A 21,370-nucleotide genomic window follows, 5' to 3' on the forward strand; every position below is an offset into this window, starting at 1 on the left:
GCGGCAAGAGCTCAAGGAGATCACTATGGCGCTTCCAGGTGCAGTAAGGGCGCTGCGCATACTGCTCTACGTCCTCATGGTCTTTGTGGTAATTGCAGTGGTGGGTATCGCGTTGCAGTACTACCCCGGGTCTGTGTTCGTGCAGGTACTATCGCTTCTGCCCGCTCTGGGCAGTGTTGTTCAGGTCTTTTACCTTCAGCCGGGCCGCGGCGTACTGCGCATCACGCTCACCGTGACACTGTCGGTGTACACCGTCGGCGCCGTCTGCGCGATGGTGATGGAAAGAAGCCCGGGGGCCGTCATCGGTGTGGCCCTGGGCGCGCCGATGCTGGTGCTGCTCCACCAGCGCAAGTCCCGCGAGTGGTTCGAGCATTCGGCTTCGAAGACAGTCGACCCTCCCCAGTCGGCACTCGGCTAAGAACGCCTAACGGAATGCCCCCGTACGGGCCGAGTGCTGATGCGCGTGCATCATGACGGCAGTCGATGCGAGCGTGGGGAGCGGAAATGATGTTTACTGCCGGTTCTGCCCGGGTCGACAGGACTTCGTCCCGTCTTGGATCCCCATTTGACGCCCGGATGTGGGAGCCGTCGACCGCCGCCCGGGAGAAGTCCAGGGCGTTCACGCCGCGAAGCTTCGCCAGGAGGACCTCGTGCAGCCGGGGCCACACGCCGGCCTCGGTCCATTCTGCCAGGCGGCGCCAGCAGGTCATGCCCGAGCCGACGCCGAGTTCCTGCGGCAGATGCTCCCAGGCGATCCCCGTATTCAGTACGAACAGGATGCCCTGCAACACCAGACGGTCCGGATGCCGCTTCCGCCCCGGATAACGGATCCTGCGTTCAATCTTGGGCAGCAGCGGCTCGATCACCGCCCACAACTCATCGTCGACATCCCACGGCCTCGGCCGAGCCACCCCGCACCCCCGGATCATCAGTCCCGGAGTGATCCAATCACCTCGAAGATCATTTCGTTAGGAGTTCCAAGTCCGCTTCAGTCTGCCGACCTCGCCGCCACAGACTGCCGTTACCGCAGCTGCTAGAGGGCTTGCATGCCGCACGGGCCCAGGCCCGAGTTGTGCCGTCTCACCTGAGGGTTGAGCGGTGTGTGCTCGTCAGGTGAGCGGACCGTCAGCGGTAATGCGGCTCAGTAGTGTGCGAGCTTCCTGGATCCGGGGGTGGATCGGATGCAGGAACTGCTCGCAGGCGTGCAACGCCTGACGGGCGCTGGCTTCCGCCTCGCCGTGGCGGCCAAGGCTGTGCAGGGCTGTAGCCGTGCCGATGTCCAGAGCCCCGCTCTCGGTGCGGACCCAGAGCGGCGTCAGGCGACGGGCCTCGGCCAATGCCTCCTCGTGTCGGCCTTGCCCGTTCAAGCTGCTTACCAGGACACAGTGCAAGGTGGCGGCCGTGCCCGCTGGCGCGCGTGGAAGGTTCCCGCGGGCGATGGCCTCCGCCTCGTCGTAACGGCCCTGCCCGCACAGGGCAGCTGCCAGGTTGGCCAAAGTGGACAGCTCGATTCCCCATACCTTGGTGAGGTGCGCGAGACGGACCGCGGCGCGCAGTATGCCGTCTGCTTCGGCCTCTGCCTCTGTATATCGCCCCTGGTCGACGAGGGCCGCCACGCGGTTCACCCGGACGTCCAGCAGCAACGCTCGCCCGGCTCCAGTAGTCCGCTCCAGATCCGCGATCAGGGCGTCCAGCTCAGCCAGCACCTCGGCTCCACGCCCGTGAGCAATAGCTGCTGCCGTGGCCAAGGCCCCTGTCAGCCACTCCAGCGCCGGGCCCCGGTCCCAGAAGCGCCTGGGCGTGGCCGCGAGGGCTCTCGCCCCGGCCTCGGCCTTCTCGTACTCGCCCACTGCGAACAGATCGCGCATGCGGTCGTACACCACCGCCTGGGAAGGGGTCAGTTGGTCTCGTGCCCACCTGCCCCGCTCGCGGCCCCACACCGTTCCTATGAACCCCACAAGCCGCGAGGCTACGTGAACCCCATGGCTGCCTGCGACACTCCAGCAACAGCTGTCACTAGCTGTCACAGAGGTGCCTGCAGTGTGACGCCTCCGGCTTGCTCCTGATCTGCCGGGTCAGCGGTAACAGGGTCGACAGACTGGCAGGCTCGCGGGAGTATCCGCTTGTTGGTGCCCGACGGCGAGGAGCCCGGTGATCACTCAAGGGGTAAAGGTCACGGCGCGATGCGACGACTGTGGTGCCGTGCTGATGCTCGACGTTGGGCAATACATCGAGCATGGGCAGCTGTGGTGGGGCACCGAAGGCGCATGCACCGTCTGTCCCAATGGGTGGTGCGAGCAAGAGACGGGCGGAGCGACTCCCGAAGAGATCAGGAATGCCCTGCTGGTAGAGCATGGGCCCGCACAGCTGCGCCTTGCGGACGACGAGTCCAACCTCGTCCCGGTCTTGCGGGTCCTGCGGGAGCTACTCTGTCTGCCCCTGGCCCAGGCACGTGTGATGGCCAGTGCGCTCCAGGAGACTGGCTTAGTTGGCACGCTGGTCGAGATGGAGCTCATTGCCGACGGGCTGCAACGCCGATCGGTCGCTACAACGGTGGAGACATTGGCCGACTGAATCCTCATACACCCTGAATCGGCCCCTCTTCCGCGTCGGCATATGGCACTGCCACGGCTCTCCGGGGTCCACCGTCGCCGCTGCTGGAGGCAGTGCCCGCCGTGCGGGGCAAGCGCGGCCGGCCCAGCCGCCGCCCAGATGTGGTGCTGGGTGACTGTGGTTACGACCACGACAAGTACCGCCGACCGGACGCCATTAGGATGCCGCTCCATGGAGCACGAGGAACGGGAGACGGCGCCGGGGCCGGACTGGGTCGAGCTGGCCTATCTGCCGACCCGGGCCGAAATGGCCGAGGCATTGCGTGCGCGGACACGAACCAGTCCCGCCGTACTGTGGGGTCTTCCGTTGATCGGTGTTGTCGGGGTTGCGGCGGAACATTCGTCGGCGTGTCGGCACGAGCAGCCCGTCGAAGTTATGGAAGCGGCCGGTGTAGTGGCCGACGAGGAAACTGTTGTTGACCTCGGCGACGAAGTCCATGCGGCGTTGCCTGCCGAAAGCGTCGAAGTAGAACACGTGGTTGGGGCTGTGTGCGGCGATCTCGGGTGGGGAGCGCACCTGCAGGCGTCGTCGGCCTCGTGCCAGGGTTTGAGCTCCCGGGCCTGCACGCCACGATAGGCGAAGAGGAACGGGGTGGTTCCAGAGCGCGTAGCCCAGGAAGTAGCCGAGGTGCGGAGCGTCCCAGGTGCTGTTGCGCAGCATTGCCTTGAAGCCGGCGCGTGCGGGGGGCGAGGGTCTCGACCGGTTCGCCGTCGAGGGTCTGCACGGTGACACTGTCGGCGCTGGCGTCGAAGACCATCTGCCGGTCGGGGTGGGTGAACGGACTGAATACGATGTGCTCTCTGGCCGTTTCGACCGTCAGGGTCTGCCTGAACGTCGCGCCCGGTGGCCAGCCCTTCATTCCCCGACCGGGCCGCCGATGGAGACGTCGGCTTTCCGCCGCACCGCATCGGCGCCGGCTTGGCCGCTTCCTGCCTGTCGCCCTTGTCCCGGCCATCTTCGTAGAGGCCGCTCCCGGAAACGTGCACAGGGCGACGGTGCATGCCAGACGGTGAACGATCTCGGAAAGCCATGTGCGGAGAACATCATGCACGGTTTGAAGCGGCGAGGACTAGAAACGGAGCATCAGTCATCGTGCCAGTCCCCGACCTTACTGATCTCGGTCGGCGGACGGATTCCGTCGCAAGTCAGCGGGGCGACGACGGAGGCCATTGGCCGCGGGACAGGTCGTGATCGAGCAGCCGGTGGCTGACATCGCCCTTGTAGAAGAGGTCCGAGCCGAACTCGTCACCGAAGTGCTTCGCCAGCAAGGACGAGAACAGCAGGGCGGCTGACTGAGGCCGGTGGTTCATGACGAGTTGACTGGTCTCGCCCGCCTCGTTGAAGTACACGACGACGAAGTTGTAGATCTCGATTCCGTCGGGGCGGTAGCTCTCGCTGCCACGGATTCGGGATTGGTAGTCCTCCAGGAAGAGCTCGCCGCGCTTGCCGTAGAAGCGGAAGTCCTGGAAGGCGTAGATGCTTCGCGCGAAGCCCAGCAGCTTCGCTACCTTTTCCTTGCCGAGCACTTCGCCGTTGGCAAAGTTGCCCTGGAGGATGACGTCGTCGGCGAGATTGTCGAGCCAGTGTGGGTAGTAGTCCAGGTGCGGCGCCTGGTTCTTTGGCCCGCCAGTGGGCTCGTTCGGTGTGGTCATGGCAGATGTCTCCTCGTTCCTCGATTGATTCGGCGTGTTTCCCTTGGCATTCACCAGTGCGGAGGGCCTTCGGCCAATTGCAGCTCCCCTCCTCCGATCGAGAAGTTCTCGTTCGACACCGGAATCAGGGAGATGAAACCAAGGGGGTAGTAGTCCTTGCGCTACCGCGCTGGGTTAAAGCATTCCGTGACGAGTCAGATCCCGCCTCGAGTAGTTCCTCCGATGAACAGAATCGCTGGACTCAACGGTCGCTGTCCAACGAAAGTCAGAGACAGCCGCCATCTCGCTGAGAGATACCGTGGGCTCTGTGAGGAATACTCGAAGGGTGGAACTGCGCCAGCTCGAGTACTTCGTCGGGCACTATCATGTCGGCTGACCGGGTGGGATGATCTTCTGGTTGATCACGCTTGGTTGTAGCTCCAGTGCCTGACGGCACCACCGCCCCCGACCCGAAACCGAATACGGAGTCCGTTTCGGCGCTTTCGCCGGAGAAGCGGACGGTTCCCCAGATGGCCGGGTGGTCGAAGCTGAAGCGCTCGGAAAGTACGGCAGCGATGTCGTTGGGCTCCTCAGCGTTCCCCGGCTAATGGTGCATCTCGATGCCGTCCGCGAGACGGAGCCTCATATACGGGAGGGGGCCACGAGTGCGTCGGAGAGGTTGAGGCGGACGTTCGGGTCTCCGAATGATCCGGACACCGCCGGTCCGCGAGCAGGGTGCTGAAAGAGGAATAGTTGTAGGGGTTGCTGAGGTCTAATGCGACAGGTTCCCAACCAGCAGACCATAGGCCATTTACCTCGGTCCATGCAGGGCGCCGGAGACACGAAAGGCCCCCGCCGGAGGCGGGGGAGAGCCTGTGTCAGAGATGGGCCACCAGTTGTCACGGAAACCGGGCAAGCAATCCTCGGAATACGGGTCCTCGCAGGAGGGGACCGATGTTCCTGGTGCCGGTCGGCTCGCGCCGTCCGGTACCGCGCATCGCACGGTAGTGGGCAAAGCATCGGGACCGTCCACCTCGGCGCGCTTGCCCCGACGACCGATGTTCGGCGCGCGCCGACGCGCCGCACCCCTTGAGGCTCCGTCGGTCTCGCTCGGATGCGCTGTCCGAGTGCCACACAGAACCGGTGGAAAGGTGGCAGGCCCGGCGACGTCGTATCGTCGTCGTGTACGCGTTCCCTAGCCCGACGAGGTCGGTGAGATGGGCACCCTGGATGGGGCTTCCTCCGCCCGCCTCTCGGACTTCCGTGGCGGCCCGGCTGCGTTCGTGGTGGACGCCCGTGGACTGGTGTCCGCGTGGAGTTCGGCGGCCAAGCGTCTATTGGGCTACGAGACGGCTGAGGTCGTGGGCCGGTCGGTGGCAGAGCTGTGGCTCGTCATCCCGTGGGACTCCTCTCAGCAGCTGTTGTCAGCCGCTGAGGCCGGCAGCACCTCCTGGTCCCCTGCCGTCCTCATGCATCGGCAGGGTCATCCTGTGCCCGTTACGCTCACGGCCTGCGCCGTGGCATCCGTCGTACCCGGCGGCGAGGGGACGGTGATCCTGGCGAGTGCCGGTTCCCTGCCTGAGATCCGTGAAGACAACGCGGTCCAAAGCTGGCTTGACCGCGGTGAGCGCGTGACAGCGGTTGCGCTGAGGAGCCGCCTGGAGTCCGCTGATGCACCGGACCACAGCGCGGCCGAGATCGCTCGCTCGTACCTACCCGCGCGCAGCAGCCCGGGTGTGCACGGCGGCTGGGTCGATGTACTCCCGCTGTCCGGTATGCGGGTGGCTTTTGCGGTCTCCGACATCCCGGTCTCCGGCATGCAGGCCACCGTGTGTATCGGACTGATCGGCGCCGCCATGAGGGCCCTGGCGGAGCTGGATCTCGGACCTGAGGAGGTGCTTGCCCGTCTGGACGACATCGTGGCGCGCTATGCCGCGGGCGAGCGCAACCAGTGGTCTGTGGGGTTCGTGGACCGACTGGTCGGTGCAACGTTCCTCTACGTCGTGTACGACCCCGTCGCACGCCGCTGCGTCATGGCGAGCGCCGGTCACCCCCCACCCGCCGTCGCTGATCCGGACGGAGTAATTCAGGTTCCCGAGCTGCCCAGCAGCAGGCCCCTGGGCAGGGGCGAGCCCGTCTTCGAGCCGCTGGCCTTCGAGCTCGCCGAAGGCAGCACTCTCTTCTTCTACACCGGCAGTTTGGTGCGAGCATGCGGCACCTCGCATGGTGTGTCTGGGCTCCTGCGCACGGCCATGGGGCGCAGCGGCCCGTCGATCAGGGACGTCTGCCGAGTTACCGTCGACACCGTGACGCCACTCCTGGCGGCCGAGGACGACCTGGCGCTCCTGGTCGTTCGCACACGTGCGCTCAGCGGCGACCGGGTGGCTACCTGGGAGCTGCCAGGAGACCCTGCCGCCGTCGCCGGCATGCGCTCCCTCGTTCTACAACAACTCGACCAGTGGGACCTCGGACACCTTGACTTCACCACGGAGCTGATCACCAGCGAACTGGTCACCAATGCCCTCCGCTACGGCCGTGAGCCGATGCGGCTGCGGCTGATCCGCGACCGGACCCTGATCTGCGAAGTGTCCGACGGCAGCAGCACCTCTCCGCACATCCGCCGGGCGAGTGCCACCGACGACGGAGGACGCGGCTTGTTCATCGTGGCCGAGTGCGCGCAGCGCTGGGGAGTGCGCTACACCGGCCAGGGCAAGACTATCTGGGCTGAACAAGCACTGGGCGGCTGAAGACGTCCCCGACCCGGCCGCGGCCAGGGCGCCGGACCTGATCGGCCGCGATTCACCGCCCGGAGACCGAACACGAAATACGTCGGCGACATCATCTACCTGCCCATCGACGGCGGGAATTTCTGCTACCTGGCCTCCGTCTTCGCCCTCGTCATCGACGCCGTGGCGGCAGCCATCCGCACCCGCGGCAGTCTCGCCAGATCGATCATGCACACCGATCACGGAGCCCAGTACACGAGTAGGGGCTTCGTCGAAGCCTGCAGGTCAGCTGGGGTTCGGCGAAGCAGGTGCACGGTCGGGTCCGGCGCGGACAACCCGCTCGCCGAGTCCTTCAACGCGACCTTCAAACGCGAGACCCTTAAAGGGACGGAAGCACTGGCCGGACGATCGGGAGGCCCGACTCGACGTCTTCCGATGGCTCCACCGCTTTGACACCCGACGCCGGCACTCCCGCCTCGGACACCGTAGCCCCATCGCCTAGGAGACCGCTTCCACAGATCGACCTTGAGCCGGGCAGCGTCCCCGCCCTCTACACCGACGGGCTGATTGAACAGGAGGGCGAGGACATCGGCCAAGGGCTGCGGCACCTGATGGACACTCTCGCCGCTACCTGCCCGCCCCGATCGGCCCGGGCAAGGTCTTCGACCTCACCCTGCCGGTACTCCACCAACCGTCAGGTCGCCCGGCCGTCGTCGTGGTCGGTCGGCCGCTGCCCGGCAACCGTAACGACCGCAAGGCATGGTAGCTGTCCGGGGCGTTCGGAGGATCCGCGGGTGGTGGCCGGCCCGCTCCGTGGCGCGTTCTGACCCTCAGGCTGCGGGGCGGGTGCGTGTGTTGCGCTGTGACACGGTCAGGTAGCCGACGAATCCGACGATGGCGGCCGTCCACGCGAGGGTGACCGGTGTCAGTCCGAGGCCGAGGCCGCCGCGGGCGTGCCCGAGTGCCATCCAGTCGGCGAGGGAGGCCCCGAGGGGACGGGTGATGACGTACGCGATCCAGAAGGCGGGCACAGCGTTCAGGGCGCCGAAGCGGTGGGTCAGCGCGGGCTCGCAGATGGCGGCCGCGAAAAGGGCGATCGAGCCCAGGTAGCCGAACCCGACGGTGGCGGTGAGGTCGCCCGCGGCGGTGCCGAGGGCGAAGGTGGCAAGGACGGCCGCCCAGTAGAACGTCTCGCGGCGGCGGGTGCGGATGCTGCGGATGGACAGGGTCCGTTCGCTCGCATACCAGAGGATGAAGACCGCGGCCAGTACGGCGAGGAAGGCCGGCGCCGACACGGCGTACGGTACGCCGAGGCCGACGTGCAGGACGTCGGCTGCCATGGTGCCGAACACGCTGACCATGACGACGGCGGTCCAGTAGGCCCAGGCGACGTACTGGCGGAGAGCGAACTGCACGGCGAGGGCGGCCGTCAGGGCGAGGCCGCCGAGCGCGACCGCCGGCACCGGGCCGAGCAGCCGGGCCAGGAGGTCCGACGCCGTCTCGCCCATGCCGGTGGTCAGCACCTTGATGATCCAGAAGTAGACGGTCGCCTCTGGCACCTTGTTCGCCATCCGGCGTACGGGGACGAGGGGCTGGTCGTCGAGGACGTGCTCTGCGGTCATGATCCGCACGATGGCACGCCGTGCCTGAACACAACCTGAACAGCGTGGGCGCCGGAGCGGCGGCACGTAGTACCGGGGTACGACCCGATGTGCGCGGATCAGCCCCCGGTACCACCGAAGCGGGGCGTTTTGGTCCCTAGCGTTGCCGGTGAGGCGTCAGGGACGACGGACGGGCGCCGGTCTCCGACAGGAAGAAACGCGAATGATCGACGCACAGCAGCTGACCAAGAGGTACGGCGAGAAGACTGCCGTCGACGGGCTGGACTTCGCCGTCAGGCCGGGCATGGTGACCGGCTTCCTGGGGCCCAACGGAGCCGGGAAGTCGACGACCATGCGGATGATCGTCGGGCTCGATGCTCCGTCGAGCGGCTCCGTCAAGGTCAACGGCCGCCGCTACGCCCGGCACGAGGCACCGCTTCAGGAGGTCGGGGCCCTTCTGGAGGCCAAATCGATTCACCCGGGCCGCTCGGCCCACAATCACCTGATGGCGCTCGCGCTGACGCACGGGATTCCCCGTTGCCGGGTCGACGAGGTCATCGACCTCGCGGGGCTGGGGAGCGTGGCGAAGAAGCGGGCAGGCGCTTTCTCCCTCGGGATGGGCCAGCGGCTCGGAATCGCGGCGGCGCTCCTCGGCGATCCGCAGACCGTGATGCTGGACGAGCCGGTCAACGGGCTGGACCCGGAAGGCGTGCTCTGGATCCGCAACCTGCTGAAGGCGCTCGCCGAGGAGGGCCGGACCGTGTTCGTGTCGTCCCATCTGATGAGCGAGATGGCCCTGGTGGCGGACCATCTCATCATCGTGGGTCGGGGCCGGCTGCTGGCCGACACGACCGTGCGGGACCTCGTCCGCGAGGCGGGCGGCGACATGGTGAAGGTGGCCACGCAGGACCCGGCGAGGCTGCGGGACGTACTGGCCGGTCCCGGTGTCGACGCCACGGGTCGCGCCGGCTCCGAGGAACTTCAGGTGACCGGGCTGACCGCCCGCGAGATCGGCCTGAAGGCGGCCGAGCACGGAATCGCGCTGTTCGAACTGAGTGCGCGGACGGTCTCGTTGGAGGAGGCGTTCATGAACCTGACCAAGGATGCCGTGGAATACCACGGCTCCACGACCGGCATCGACCTCCTGGCGGCCGACGGGAGGGCGGCATGAGTACCCTCACCGCGACCGTCGAGGCGCCCTCGTCCGGCCCCGCCCGCCCCGCCTACCGGGTGACCGGACGGCGCGTGCTGTCCTCCGAGTGGGCCAAGCTGTGGTCGCTGCGCTCGACGTGGATCACCCTGAGCCTCGGCCTGCTCTTCCTCGTCGCCTTCGGGCTGATCGCCGCGAGCCGCTACAAGTCCGGTATCGGCTCCGGTCACCTGGACCGGGACTTCGCCGACGCCACGGCCGTGAGTCTGTCCCTCTTCGGCACCAACTTCGCCCAGCTCGCCCTGGGCGTGCTCGGCGTGCTGGTCACGGCGGGGGAGTACTCCACCGGCATGATCCGCTCGACGCTGGCGGCCGTACCGCGCCGGTTGCCGGTGCTGTGGTCCAAGGCGGCCGTATTCGGGCTGGTCGCGCTGGTGGTCGGCACGCTCGGCGCGTTCGTCGCCTTCCTGCTCGGCAGCGGCATCGTCTCCGGCACTCCCGCCGCGATGGGCCTGACGGACGCGGGAGTCCTGCGAAGCCTGCTGGGCGCCGGGCTCTACCTCGGCCTGGTCGGCGTGATCGGCACCGCCCTGGGCGCGCTGCTGCGGTCGGTGGCCGGCGGCATCTCGGTGCTGATTGCCGCCCTGATGCTGATCCCGGGGCTCGTGTCGCTGCTCCCCAGCTCCTGGCAGGACGACATCAGTCCCTACCTGCCGAGCAACGCGGGCGAGTCGATGTTCGCCCTGACGCACGACACCACCACCCTGTCGCCCACGGCCGGGCTGCTGGTCTTCCTCGCCTGGACGGCACTCGCCCTGACGGGGGCGGCGTACCGGCTCGTGCGCAGCGACGTCTGATCGCATGCACCATGGGCAGGTGACCTCCTTGACGACACCTATGTCCGCCGACGAAGCCAGCGGGATGGGGCCGCTGGTCGCCCGTCTCTCCCGGGGCGGCCAGCGGCTGCGGCAGGCAGACCGGGCGCATTCATGGGTACTCGACACCACGGTGGTGGTGGTGGTCTCTCTCATGTTCTGCCTGCCGGACCTGTTGCACGGCGGTGCCGGGGACGGCGATGGTCCACGCCGGTTCCGACTCGCCTTCACCCTGCTTCCCCCGGCGGTCACCCTGGTCCTGCAGGCCGGTCTGGTGCTGCCGCTGCTGTGGCGTCGGCGCAGGCCCATGGCGGCCTTCGGCACCATCGCGGCAGTGTTCGTCCTGCAGTGGTCGCTGGGCGCCGCGCTGCGCGCGGACGTCGCCCTGTTCATCGCCCTGTACAGCCTTGCCCTGCACGGGCGGCCGAGGCAGTTGCCATGGGCCTGCGGGATCATGGCGGCGGGGATGGTACTGGTCGCGGTGCGCGCGTCTGCGGCGGTGTCCGTCTGGGACGCGCTGTTCTTCCTGCTGAGCACCGCGACCGCGGCCCTGGCACTCGGCCTGATGGTACGGACCCGCCGGGCCCAGCTCGCGGGGCTGCGGGAACGGGCGGCCCGCCTGGAGATAGAGCGTGACCAGCGCAGCAGGCTCGCGACCGCCACCGAGCGGACACGGGTGGCCCGCGAGATGCACGACATCGTCGGTCACAACCTGGCCGTCATGATCACGCTCGCCGACGCCGGTGTGTATGCCACGGATGCGGCTCCCGAACGCGGCAAAGAGGCCCTGCAACTCATCGGCGACACAGGCAGGACCGCTCTCGGTGAACTGCGGCGCGTGCTCGGCGTGCTGCGGGAGGCGTCGGACGGTCCGTCCGTCACACCTGAACTGAGTCCGCAGCCCGATCTCATGGACATCGAGGCGCTGTGCGACGGTGTGCGCACCGCCGGCCTGGACGTCGTCTACCGGACCGTCGGCGACCTGGGTGCCCTGGACGGCGGGATGCAGTTGACGGTCTACCGCATCGTTCAGGAAGCCCTCACGAACAGCCTGAAGCACGCCGGGGCCGGCACGCGGGTGAAACTGTCGGTGGTCGTCGAGGATGTCCGGCTGGTCATCCGGGTCCGGGACGACGGCCCGGCGGGACGCCCCGGATCACCGAACGAGGAAGGACACGGACTGGTGGGCATGCGAGAACGAGTGGCGCTCTACGGAGGAAACGTCAGCGCCGGACCTGCGACCGGCGGGGGATGGGCGGTGGAGGCCACCCTCGACATGACGCCCCGGGCCGGTGCCAGGTGACCACGGTGCTCATCGTGGACGACCAGCCGCTCCAGCGCTACGGCTTCCGGGTGCTGCTCGACTCCATCTCCGAGACGGAGGTGGTCGGTGAGGCCGCGAACGGCGCCGAAGCCGTCCGCAAGACCGCCGAGCTGCGTCCCGACGTCGTCCTCATGGACGTACGCATGCCAGGCATGGACGGCATCGAGGCCACCCACCGGATCACCGCCGCCGGCGGCCGCTCCCGTGTTCTCGTGCTGACCACTTTCGACCTCGACGAATACGTCCACGCCGCCCTCCGGGCCGGAGCCAGCGGCTTCCTCCTCAAGGACGCGCGGCCCGAGGAACTCCTCGCCGGCATCCGCGCCGTCGCCATCGGCGACGCCGTCATCGCGCCGGCCCTCACCCGCCGCCTCCTGGACGAGTACGCCCAGCACGTGCCCCCTCGCCGGAGCGATTCCGAGGAGGACCCGAGACTGGATGCACTCACCGAACGCGAGCGCGAGATCCTCGTCGCCATCGGCAAGGGCTGGACCAACGGTGAGATCGCCACCCGTTTCGTCGTGTCCGAGTCCACCGTCAAGACACACGTGGGCCGTGTCCTGGCCAAGATCGGGGCCCGCGACCGCATCCAGGCTGTGATCCTCGCTTATGACCTCGGACTCGCCGGCCCCGGTGCGGGGTGAGCGGACGGCGAGGGCTGTCCCGCCGCTTCCGAGGCAACGCGGAGCGGCACGGCGGCCGTCGTGGTAGGAATTCCCCTAACAGCTCCCTCAGCGCCCGCACCTGCTCCGCACTCACATCCCGTGTTCCCGCAATGGTCCGACGCGCAGGCCGCGTTGCTCGCAGGTTTCCAGCAGGCGGGGCAGTGCGCCAAGGGTGGTGCGCCAGGAACCGGGGGCCGAGGTGCAGTCGGAGTCGTGAAGCAGGATCGTGCCACCGCCGTACAGGCCGGCCGTGACGGTGCGGTGGACGCTGTCGGGTGTGGCTCTGGCTCGCCAGTCCTCGCCCCAGCAGGTCCACAGCACCGGGATGAGGCCGAGGCGGCGGGCGGTCAGGTGGCCTGCATTCGCGCCGCGCCCGAAGCAGGGCCCGCAGGAGCCTGCCTGTTCAATCGCGAGGCCCTCTTTGTATCTACGCCGTCATGGCTGCCATGCAGCCCTTATGGGCGGGGTCCTGGTCTGGCCGCGCAGACCAACCGGTCGGTGAAGGTGACCGTGGGCCTGACTGGCGTTGCCACCCTCACGATCGAGGGCCATGAGCAGGGCGACCCCGAATACCCCGAAGTCGCTTTCGGTGATCCCGTGCTGCACGGCCTCTGACGGGCGGGCCGCTCCGCCGTCGGGGTTCTTGTGGGGCGCGTGTGATGCTCTATAAGGTGAACTGCTTTATGTGGCACGTGAGTTCGAGGTCGTCGACCAGGGGAGAGTCGTGGAGATCAAAAAGGTAGTGATCCGCGAAGAGGAGCGCACGAACCGCAAGCCCGCCGTCATGGAGAAGCGCCCGCCGACCCGCTGAGCGGGAGGGAACGCGAGCGTGAGCGGGATGTCCAGGGGGCGGTGACGGGGGAGTGGTGTGCGCGTACAGCTGGTGACCATGCCGTGGCACCCGATCGATCTGCCCTCTCTCCAAGTGGGCTTGCTGCATCAGCTGTTGCGGCAGGTCCGCCCGGACGACGATGTGCGTGAGTTCCACGGCTCGCTGCGCTGGGCGGAGTTCCTCCTCGAGCGGTCCGGCGGGCGGCTGCGCCCCGGTGACTACGAGACGATCGGCAGCGATTCGATCTTCGACGGCCTCGGTGACTGGGTCTTCTCGGGTGTGCTGTACGAGGACGAGAGCTGGGGCGTCGCCCGGCTGAAGGAGTACGCCGCACGTCGCGGCCTCTGCATCGACACCGCCTCCGACATGCGGGTCCACGCGGCCGAGTTCATCGCCGAGTGCGCGACGGAAGTGCTCGCCCAGGAACCGGACGTCGTCGGGTTCACCACCACGTTCATGCAGAACGTGCCCTCGCTCGCGCTGGCCAGGGAGCTCAAGCGCCGCAGTCCGGGGCTCACCGTCGTCTTCGGCGGCAGCAACTGCGACGGCCCGATGGGGCACGCCCTGCACCGCAACCATCCATTCGTCGACCACGTGGTGCGCGGCGAGGGCGAGTACGCCTTCCCGGCGCTCCTGCGCCACCTGGACGCCGACACGCCACCCGCCGACGTACCGGGCCTGTGCTGGTGGGAAGGGCAGACGGACGGCCGGGTCTCGCGGGCGAACAAAGAGTCCCGGCGCACCGTGGCGCCCTCCGACATCCCCGCGCCCGACTACGACCAGTGGCAGGCAGCCCTCGACGCATCCCCCGTCCTCGAGTACGTCTACCCGAAGCTGGTGGTCGAGGGGGCGCGCGGCTGCTGGTGGGGGGAGAAGCACCACTGCACCTTCTGCGGGCTCAACGGCTCCTCCATGGCGTTCCGCGCCAAGTCGGGCGAGCAGCTGTGGAGCGAGATCGACCGCCTCGTACGACGGCACCGCATCCTCGACGTCGTCACCGTCGACAACATCATCGACATGGCGTACTTCAAGGACTTCCTGCCCCTCGCCGCCGAGAGCGGCTGGGACCTGCGGATGCACTACGAGGTCAAGTCCAACCTCAACCGTGAACAGATCGCCCTCCTCGGGCGCGCCGGAGCCGTGCTCATTCAGCCCGGCATCGAAAGCCTGAGCAACCGGGTCCTCGATCTCATGGACAAGGGCGTCAGCGGCGCCCGCAACGTCCGCACACTCCGTGAGTGCGAGAACCACGCGCTGACCGTCACCTGGAACTACCTGTACGGCTTCCCGGGCGAGGCCGTCGAGGACTACGCCCCGGTCATCGACCAGCTGCCCGCGCTCGTCCACCTGCAGCCCCCGGGCGGCGCCCACCGCATCCAACTGGAGCGGTTCAGCCCGAACTTCACGGATCCGGGGTTCGGCTTCGGCAAGCGGCGCCCAGCCGAGATGTACCACCATGTCTACGAGCTGCCCGAGTCCGAACTCACCGACCTGGTCTACCTGTTCGCGACGGACGACGCGGGCATCGGCGGAGAGACCGAGAGCCGGCTCAAGCGGGCCGTCGCGGCATGGCGCGACGGACATCACGGATCGAGCCTGGTGATGGAGGAAGCGGAGGCGGAGGACGGCGTGGACGTACTGCTCGTACACGACCGGCGCCACGGCTGGCCCCACCGCACCCACCGGCTGACCGGCTGGCAGGCGCAAGCGATGCGTCGCCTCGAGGACGGCCGGACGGAGCCCGCGCTGCACCGGCTGCTGACCGGCGACGGACACGACATCCCGGCCGAGGAACTGTGCGGGTGGATCCAGCAGGCTCATGCGACGGGGCTGGTGTTCCGCGACGGGCGGACGTACGTGTCCCTGCCCACGTGGGACGTACCGGACCGCATCGACCCCGACCCGGCTCCGCAATCCACGGACCGTCAGGACGTGGTCGCATGACCGGGCTTCCCGTGGCCGTCCCCCACCGCGTGATCGGCCGACAGGTCCACGTGGACGTGCCGCTGTGCCTGGGCGGGGCGGCGCGCGAGACGGCGGTGGCGGTCCAGTTCCTGCGCGAGTGCCAGAGCCAACGGTTCCGTACGCACTGGGAGATCGCCTACGAAGACCGGGCGCGAGACGACGACCCGCTTGACACGCATGACGTCCCGTACGTGCGGATGCTGAACCACCTCCCCCCACCCGTCGAACGGCCCGACGAACCAAGTGAGTTGAGGGCCTGGCGCACCTCGTACGCCGCCTTCCCCGCCGGCATGCTCTACCACCGCCGCGGCCCGGACTTCATCACCGTCATGGACCGCAGAGAGCGGCCCGCCTCGGCGAGGTTCACCCTCGACCACCCGGACCTGCTCGCCACCTTCGCCATGGTCCAGGAGCCCACGGCGCTCGGTGAACTCGACGCCGTGCAGCGGGAGGCCGTCGACCTGCTCGCGGCCGAGCGGCTCGCTCTCGTCGCCGACGGTTGGGCGGTGGCCCTGCCGCCGCGGCTGCGCCGCTGGCCCGTTCCCTGCACGGGGATCTGAGGGTTGGGCTCGTCACGGGCCGACGGGTCGGTCCCCCTGCGTCGCCACCGTCCCTTCGCGCTGCTGTGCGGCGAGCAGGTCGCCAGCTCCGTCGGGCGGCAGATCACCGCTCTCGCACTGCCCCTGCTGGCCGTGACCGACCTCGGCGCGGGGCCGTTCGGGGCGGCCGCGCTGCTGGCGCTGACCTACCTGCCCGGCGCAGTGCTGAGCCCGCTGGCCGGAGCGATCGTCGACCGGATCAGGCTGCGCCGCCTCCTCGTGTGGGTGACCACCCTGCAGACCCTGGTCGTCGGCTCGATCCCGTTGGCCGGCGCGGTGGGGCATGTCACCCTGGCGCACCTGTACGTGGTCGCAGGCGTCTCGGGCACCTTCACCTTCACGCTCTCCGTCGCGCTCCAGGCAGCGCTGCCGCGCGTCGTCGGACCGGAGCGGCTTCTCGCCGCCAACTCGGCCCTGACCGCGGCCCGTACGAGCGGACAGGTCGGCGGGCCCGCGCTCGGCGGTGTCATGGTCGGGCTCCTCGGAGCCGACGCGGGGCTCCTCGCGGGCAGTGCAGCCTACGCGATCGAGGCGCTCTTTCTGTTCGCGCTCCCCGCCGCGCTGGACGCGCTGACAGGCTCGCGGGAGCCCGCCCGCGCGAAGTCCCTGGCCGGCTCGCTGCAAACGGGACTCGCAGTGGTGCGCGCCGAGCGCCGGCTGCGCCGCATGGTCCTGGCGGGCGCTGGACTCAACCTCGGCAGCGGTGCGGCGGCCGCCCTCTACGTCTTCTACGCGACCCGCGATCTTTCCCTGCCCGCCTGGCAGTTGGGCACGATGTACGCGGCCTACAGCGCGGCCACCCTGGCGGGCGCCCTGCTCGCCGGACGCTTCGCCAGGACCTCGGGGCTGTGGCGGGCCACGCAGATCTTCGGACTCGCGGCAGGCGCCGCCGTGTTCCTGATCCCGGCCGCGTCGCTGGGCCTCGCCTTCCCCGTGCTGTTCGCGTACCAGGTCTGCTACGGCCTCTCCGGCACCGTATGGATGATCTCCATGACGACCACGCAGCAACTGGTCACCCCTGACGGCATGCAGGGCCGCGTCGCGGGACTCGTGCAGGCGGTGCTGCTCACGACGGTGCCGGTCGGAGCCCTTGCGGGGGGCGCGCTGGCCGCCTGGCTCGGCAACGTACCCATGCTCATGGGCGCGGCGGCCGTGACTCTGCTCTCCGCGGCGACCCTTTGGGCACCCACGGGGATGGGTGTCACGGTGCCGGAGCGGGCCCTGGACGCGGAGAGCCGCCGCTAGTCTCTCACGACGGCCTCCCGCCTAGTCTTCTGAGTCAGGAATTCTGTTCAGATGTATAGGCTTGCTCTATGGCGCGGACTGGGCGGCCAAAGGCCGAGTTAAGACTGTCGGGTGAGGAGCGGGCTGCACTCGAGGGGTGGGTGCGGCGTCGTTCCACGCCGCAGGCGTGGGCACTTCGGTGCCGGATCATCCTGGCCTGTGCCGAGGGGGCCTCGAACAAGGATGTGGCGGCCCAACTCGGTTCCACACCTCAAGCGGTGGGCCGTTGGCGGTCGAGGTTCGTGCAGTACCGGATGGCCGGTCTGGGTGACATGCCGCGTCCGGGTGGGCCCCGGACGGTGACGGACGAGCAGGTTGCCGCGGTGGTCGCCAAGACGCTGGAGTCGACACCGAAGAACGCAACACACCGGTCGACCCGTTCGATGGCGAAGGAGATGGGCCTGTCGCAGTCATCGGTGTCTCGGATCTGGCGAGCGTTCGGCCTGCAGCCGCACCGGTCGGAGACCTTCAAGCTGTCGACCGATCCGTACTTCATCGACAAGGTCCACGATGTGGTGGGTCTCTACCTGGACCCGCCCGAACGGGCTTTGGTGTTCTGCGTGGACGAGAAGTCGCAGATCCAGGCCCTGGACCGCTCGCAACCGGTTCTGCCGATGATGCCCGGAGTTCCCCAGCGGACTACCCACGACTACGTCCGCGCCGGTACCACCACACTGTTCGCCGCGCTGGAAGTCGCAACCGGCAAAGTGATTGGCTCCCTGCACCGCCGGCACCGCGCGGAGGAGTTCAAGAAGTTCCTGATCAAGCTCGACAAGGAAGTGCCTGCCGGCCTGGATGTCCACCTGATCTGTGACAACTATGCGACCCACAAGACACCCGCCATCAAGAAGTGGCTGCTGGCCCATTCCCGGTTCCATCTGCACTTCACACCGACGGGCTCGTCCTGGCTGAACCTCGTCGAGCGATGGTTTGCCGAGCTCACCAACAAGCAGATACGGCGAGGCGTCCACAGATCTGTCCAGGCCCTGGAGAAGGACATCCGCAACTGGATCGCAGCCTGGAACACCGACCCGAAGCCCTACGTCTGGACCAAGACCGCAGACGAGATCCTCGAACGCCTCGCCTCATATCTGAACAGAATTCCCGACTCAGAAGACTAGCTGCACTTGTGGGCCGGGCAGCCGGCCGTTCTGAACGGCTGATGAGCATTTGCAATGCCGCACCCACGGCGACCAGGGCAACCAATGCGACGATGAGACCTGGTGGTGGATCTTCAGTTACGACGTTGGTCACCACGCCGGCGACTGCACTCACGACCACAGCCCCTCCGGAGCACCCATTAAGACCAAGATCGTCGGAGCGGCTCCCCAACAGCCGCCAAGCCCACCGCCTGTGCTTGGTGTGACAGCCTCTGGTCCTGGAGCCGTGTCGGTCGGTGGTGGCACCACCGGGGAGATCGAGACGAGCGTGGAGGCCAACCCGACGCCGTGATCGGACACTCGGGGCCTCTGTTGGACCGAATGTTGTGAGCGGCAGAGATCCGGTACAACCACGGTGCTCCTACGTACCCCTCGATGACCCCTTCTCGGTAGCCTCTCGTGACGGTTCGTGATCTTCGTTTAGGTGTTGCGGCCTTGTTCGAGGTGGAGCAGGACGAGGGCGGCCCGGGCGATGCGGGTGATTGCGGCTGGATCGAGGCTGGCCCTGCGCAGGGCCTTGAAGGTGACTCTTAGCAGGGTGTTCGCGCGCTTCGCCATGCCGTGCACGCCGCAGATCAGCGCGTTGAACGTCCGGTCTGGCTCGGTGGGTTCGCCGGCCTTGGGCTTCTTGACCGGGTGGCGGAACTCATCGCCGATGTTCTCGTAGTCGAGTTCGTCAGGGTGGGGACGCCCAGGATGGCGGCAAACGAATTGAGGAGTTCTCCCACCTGACCGTGACCTGGCGCTTCAACCTGGCGCGACCCGAAGAGGTCCAGCTCCGTGCACGCAGTCCTCGGGGAAGCCAGGGTAGGGGTGCTGTGGTGTTGTCCTGACGCTCATCCTGATGCCGGGTCAGGATGAGGTCGGTGCCGACACACCGCCGAGAGCCGCACTGGCGCGACTGTCACCCGGCACGGCCTCCCGCACCACCCCCATGTGGCGCGGGAGGCCGATACGCAGTACGGCGCGGGCCGCTCGCCGACGGTGAGGCCGACGGCAGAGAGAGCGGCGGGAGGCCGGGCACGGCACCAGTCGGATGGACGACACCGCCGGTGCCACCGGACGCGGCGGGACCCGGCGTCTGCTTACGATCGCCTCGCGGCCGGCCCTGGCCGCCACCCGCCTGACCGTCCCGAAGTACCGCCAGGCACAGAGCAGTGCCGAGGCCGGAGACCGCGAGGACGCCGAACAGCAGGAGCCGTCGATCATGAACATGACACTCGACGCCGAAGTCGCGCGTGGTGAGGACTTCCGGGGCATCCAGCTGACCCCGCCCGGCTCGCCGTGCTCGGTTATCTTCGGTATAGGGCTCACCTCCGCCGCACCGGGCTCCGCCGAGAGACTTCACCTCATCGTCTCCGACATCGAGGCGGCCCGGCCGAGCTCGCCGCCCGCAGCGTGGAGATCAGCGAGGTGTTCCACGACGAGGGCGGGGTGTTCCACCGCGCCGGGACCGTGGGCCGGGTGTCCGGACCGGACCCGGACCGCACCAGCTATGGCTCCTACGCCTCGTTCAGCGACCCGGACGGCAACGGCTGAGTGCTCCAGGAGGTCACGACTCGCCTGCCTGGCCGGTGACGGGAGGTCTCCCGACCGTGAGGGAGCTCGCATGAGCAGCTTCGGCCTCGGGCGCGACATCCATGAGCCCGGGGAGGTGTCCAGCACTGGCTCGAAGTGGGACTTTCCGGAGTGCAGGACGCTGGCGAAGGGCGACGCCGGCCGGACGAGGAACGGCTCCGCCCGCGAACAGGGACTCCGGGATCTGAGACGGCGTCCCTCTCTGTCCTGTAGTCATCTTCCGGCATAACCTGCAGCCCCTTTCCCGGCTCCCTTCGCACGCAACGGAGTGATCATGCGATTCGCCTACTCCTCGATCCAGACCCGACAAGAAGCCGGTGTTTTGTTCGCCACCCTCGACGCCGGGCCCCTCAATCTCCTTGGTGTCGACCTCGTCCGCGACCTGGTCTCGCTCGTCGACACGCTGTACACCGACCCCGGCGACGTGCGAGTCGTCGTCATCGACAGCGCCTCGGCCGAGTTCTTCTCGGCGCATGTGGATCTCACGGCGGTACCGCAGTACACCGCAGAGGCCGCGAAGGCCGGCGGCCCCGGCGACGCCTCGCTCGGCATGTTCCTGTACAAGCTGGCGCACGTCCCGGTGATCACCATCGCCAAGGTGCGCGGGAGGGCCCGCGGCGGCGGCAGCGAACTCGCCCTGGCGTGCGACATGATCTTCGCCGCCCGCGAGAACGCGATCTTCGGGCAGTTCGAGTCCGGCACCGGCGCCCTGCCCGGCGCCGGCGGCCTGCAGCATCTGGCGCGGCGGCTCGGCAGGACACGCGCCATCGAAGTCATTACCGGCGCCGACGACTTCGACGCCGACCTCGCCGAACGCTACGGCTGGATCAACCGCGCCCTGCCCAACGCCGAACTGGACGGCTTCGTCGAGCGCCTGGCCAAGCGCATCGCCGGCTTTCCGCCCGAGGGGGTCAAGGCCGCCAAGCGCGCCATCAACGACCTCACGCTGCCGGACCAGGCGAACGTACGCTCGGACTCGGCCATGTTCCTCGGTCTGGTCAGCCTGCCCGAAACCCGTGAGCGACTGGACTACCTGGCGAGCAGGGGCCTCCACTCGCCCGGTGAGCTTGAACGCGACCTCGGCAAGGCCGTGGCGGAGTTCCGCTGAGCCGGCCCGGCAAGGCCGCCGCCCTGAGTGCGACGCCTCAGGACCGACTGGCGGATCGGGGCTAACGTGACGGGGTGGAGATGCGCGTCGATCCCCGCACCCAGGCGTACTACGAACGCCGCACTCAGGAGGGCAAGACCCGACGTGACAGCATCCGATGCCTTACTGATCGTTTCAGAATGAGGTTCGGAGTCGTCTCAAGCAGATGATGCTGCAGGCGAGTTGAAGCAGGCCGAGGTGGAGGTCGGCGCGTATCTCG

The 21,370-nt window shown here is 68.1% G+C and carries 19 protein-coding genes and 4 pseudogenes; 16 read left to right on the forward strand and 7 right to left on the reverse strand.

Features of this window, described 5'->3' with window-relative positions:
• Positions 1-25 precede the first annotated feature (25 nt).
• On the forward strand, positions 26-418 hold the full coding sequence (locus ACFYP5_RS38060) for a hypothetical protein (protein WP_389044530.1): 393 nt from the start codon (positions 26-28) through the stop codon (positions 416-418).
• Between the two features lie 86 nt (positions 419-504).
• Here the strand turns inward: ACFYP5_RS38060 and ACFYP5_RS38065 are convergent.
• Positions 505-929: pseudogene (locus ACFYP5_RS38065) on the reverse strand (transposase); the annotation flags it as partial.
• A gap of 180 nt (positions 930-1,109) precedes the next feature.
• Positions 1,110-1,868: a tetratricopeptide repeat protein gene (locus tag ACFYP5_RS38070; RefSeq protein ID WP_389044532.1), complete on the reverse strand. Its 759-nt coding sequence runs from the start codon at positions 1,866-1,868 to the stop codon at positions 1,110-1,112.
• Between the two features lie 340 nt (positions 1,869-2,208).
• Between ACFYP5_RS38070 and ACFYP5_RS38075 the strand changes: the two genes are divergently transcribed.
• On the forward strand, positions 2,209-2,574 hold the full coding sequence (locus ACFYP5_RS38075) for a hypothetical protein (RefSeq protein WP_389044561.1): 366 nt from the start codon (positions 2,209-2,211) through the stop codon (positions 2,572-2,574).
• A gap of 195 nt (positions 2,575-2,769) precedes the next feature.
• Here ACFYP5_RS38075 and ACFYP5_RS38080 read toward each other — a convergent pair whose 3' ends face one another.
• Both ACFYP5_RS38080 and ACFYP5_RS38085 read right to left on the reverse strand, forming a co-directional pair.
• A complete protein-coding gene (locus ACFYP5_RS38080) occupies positions 2,770-3,273 on the reverse strand; it encodes a hypothetical protein (protein ID WP_389044535.1) in 504 nt (167 codons plus the stop codon).
• A gap of 485 nt (positions 3,274-3,758) precedes the next feature.
• Positions 3,759-4,265 (reverse strand): hypothetical protein, encoded by a 507-nt coding sequence (locus tag ACFYP5_RS38085; RefSeq protein WP_389044536.1) that lies wholly within the window; start codon positions 4,263-4,265, stop codon positions 3,759-3,761.
• Between the two features lie 1,196 nt (positions 4,266-5,461).
• On the opposite strand from ACFYP5_RS38085, the gene ACFYP5_RS38090 reads away from it, so the two are divergent.
• Entirely contained in the window at positions 5,462-6,991 is a 1,530-nt protein-coding gene (locus ACFYP5_RS38090; protein ID WP_389044538.1) for a SpoIIE family protein phosphatase, read from the forward strand.
• Between the two features lie 153 nt (positions 6,992-7,144).
• Positions 7,145-7,423, forward strand: coding sequence for a hypothetical protein (locus tag ACFYP5_RS38095; protein WP_389044563.1), 279 nt, complete (start codon positions 7,145-7,147; stop codon positions 7,421-7,423).
• A 377-nt stretch (positions 7,424-7,800) separates the two neighbouring features.
• Here the strand turns inward: ACFYP5_RS38095 and ACFYP5_RS38100 are convergent, their stop codons facing one another.
• Entirely contained in the window at positions 7,801-8,592 is a 792-nt protein-coding gene (locus ACFYP5_RS38100; protein ID WP_389044540.1) for a hypothetical protein, read from the reverse strand.
• A 202-nt stretch (positions 8,593-8,794) separates the two neighbouring features.
• On the opposite strand from ACFYP5_RS38100, the gene ACFYP5_RS38105 reads away from it, so the two are divergent.
• The 4 genes from ACFYP5_RS38105 to ACFYP5_RS38120 are packed head-to-tail and all read left to right on the forward strand — an operon-like array spanning position 8,795 to position 12,564.
• Positions 8,795-9,742, forward strand: coding sequence for an ATP-binding cassette domain-containing protein (locus ACFYP5_RS38105; RefSeq protein WP_389044543.1), 948 nt, complete (start codon positions 8,795-8,797; stop codon positions 9,740-9,742).
• A complete protein-coding gene (locus ACFYP5_RS38110; RefSeq protein WP_389044545.1) occupies positions 9,739-10,578 on the forward strand; it encodes an ABC transporter permease in 840 nt (279 codons plus the stop codon). Before ACFYP5_RS38105 ends, ACFYP5_RS38110 begins: the two co-directional genes overlap by 4 nt.
• Positions 10,579-10,618: 40 nt before the next feature.
• A complete protein-coding gene (locus ACFYP5_RS38115) occupies positions 10,619-11,899 on the forward strand; it encodes a sensor histidine kinase (RefSeq protein WP_389044565.1) in 1,281 nt (426 codons plus the stop codon).
• Positions 11,896-12,564, forward strand: a complete 669-nt coding sequence (locus ACFYP5_RS38120; RefSeq protein WP_389044546.1) for a response regulator — start codon at positions 11,896-11,898, stop codon at positions 12,562-12,564. The genes ACFYP5_RS38115 and ACFYP5_RS38120 overlap by 4 nt, the downstream gene beginning before the upstream one ends.
• A gap of 111 nt (positions 12,565-12,675) precedes the next feature.
• Here ACFYP5_RS38120 and ACFYP5_RS38125 read toward each other — a convergent pair.
• A pseudogene (locus ACFYP5_RS38125) lies at positions 12,676-12,945 on the reverse strand (polysaccharide deacetylase family protein); the annotation flags it as partial.
• Positions 12,946-13,270: 325 nt separating this feature from the next.
• Here ACFYP5_RS38125 and ACFYP5_RS38130 point away from each other — a divergent pair.
• From ACFYP5_RS38130 to ACFYP5_RS38150, 5 genes are all read left to right on the forward strand, one after another.
• Positions 13,271-13,396, forward strand: a complete 126-nt coding sequence (locus tag ACFYP5_RS38130) for a hypothetical protein (protein WP_256223277.1) — start codon at positions 13,271-13,273, stop codon at positions 13,394-13,396.
• Between the two features lie 57 nt (positions 13,397-13,453).
• Complete coding sequence (locus ACFYP5_RS38135; RefSeq protein ID WP_389044549.1) at positions 13,454-15,361, forward strand: RiPP maturation radical SAM C-methyltransferase; 1,908 nt, start codon at positions 13,454-13,456, stop codon at positions 15,359-15,361.
• Positions 15,358-15,942, forward strand: coding sequence for a DUF5825 family protein (locus tag ACFYP5_RS38140; RefSeq protein ID WP_389044551.1), 585 nt, complete (start codon positions 15,358-15,360; stop codon positions 15,940-15,942). Before ACFYP5_RS38135 ends, ACFYP5_RS38140 begins: the two co-directional genes overlap by 4 nt.
• 3 nt (positions 15,943-15,945) lie before the next feature.
• Positions 15,946-17,226, forward strand: a complete 1,281-nt coding sequence (locus tag ACFYP5_RS38145; protein WP_389044552.1) for an MFS transporter — start codon at positions 15,946-15,948, stop codon at positions 17,224-17,226.
• A 68-nt stretch (positions 17,227-17,294) separates the two neighbouring features.
• Complete coding sequence (locus tag ACFYP5_RS38150) at positions 17,295-18,386, forward strand: IS630 family transposase (protein ID WP_389044555.1); 1,092 nt, start codon at positions 17,295-17,297, stop codon at positions 18,384-18,386.
• A gap of 459 nt (positions 18,387-18,845) precedes the next feature.
• Here the strand turns inward: ACFYP5_RS38150 and ACFYP5_RS38155 are convergent.
• A pseudogene (locus ACFYP5_RS38155) lies at positions 18,846-19,162 on the reverse strand (transposase family protein); the annotation flags it as partial.
• On the opposite strand from ACFYP5_RS38155, the pseudogene ACFYP5_RS38160 reads away from it, so the two are divergent.
• The 3 genes and pseudogenes from ACFYP5_RS38160 to ACFYP5_RS38170 all read left to right on the forward strand — a co-directional run.
• Positions 19,136-19,228 (forward strand): annotated as a pseudogene (locus tag ACFYP5_RS38160) (S-adenosylmethionine-dependent methyltransferase); the annotation flags it as partial. The pseudogenes ACFYP5_RS38155 and ACFYP5_RS38160 overlap by 27 nt on opposite strands.
• Positions 19,229-19,823: 595 nt before the next feature.
• The gene (locus ACFYP5_RS38165; RefSeq protein ID WP_389044556.1) at positions 19,824-19,964 is read left to right on the forward strand and encodes a hypothetical protein; all 141 of its coding nucleotides are present in this window, start codon (positions 19,824-19,826) and stop codon (positions 19,962-19,964) included.
• Positions 19,965-20,277: 313 nt separating this feature from the next.
• Positions 20,278-21,111, forward strand: a complete 834-nt coding sequence (locus tag ACFYP5_RS38170; protein WP_389044558.1) for an enoyl-CoA hydratase/isomerase family protein — start codon at positions 20,278-20,280, stop codon at positions 21,109-21,111.
• The last annotated feature ends 259 nt before the right edge of the window (positions 21,112-21,370 follow it).

Origin of the sequence: Streptomyces sp. NPDC005262, assembly GCF_042872425.1 — a bacterium.
Classification (GTDB): domain Bacteria; phylum Actinomycetota; class Actinomycetes; order Streptomycetales; family Streptomycetaceae; genus Streptomyces.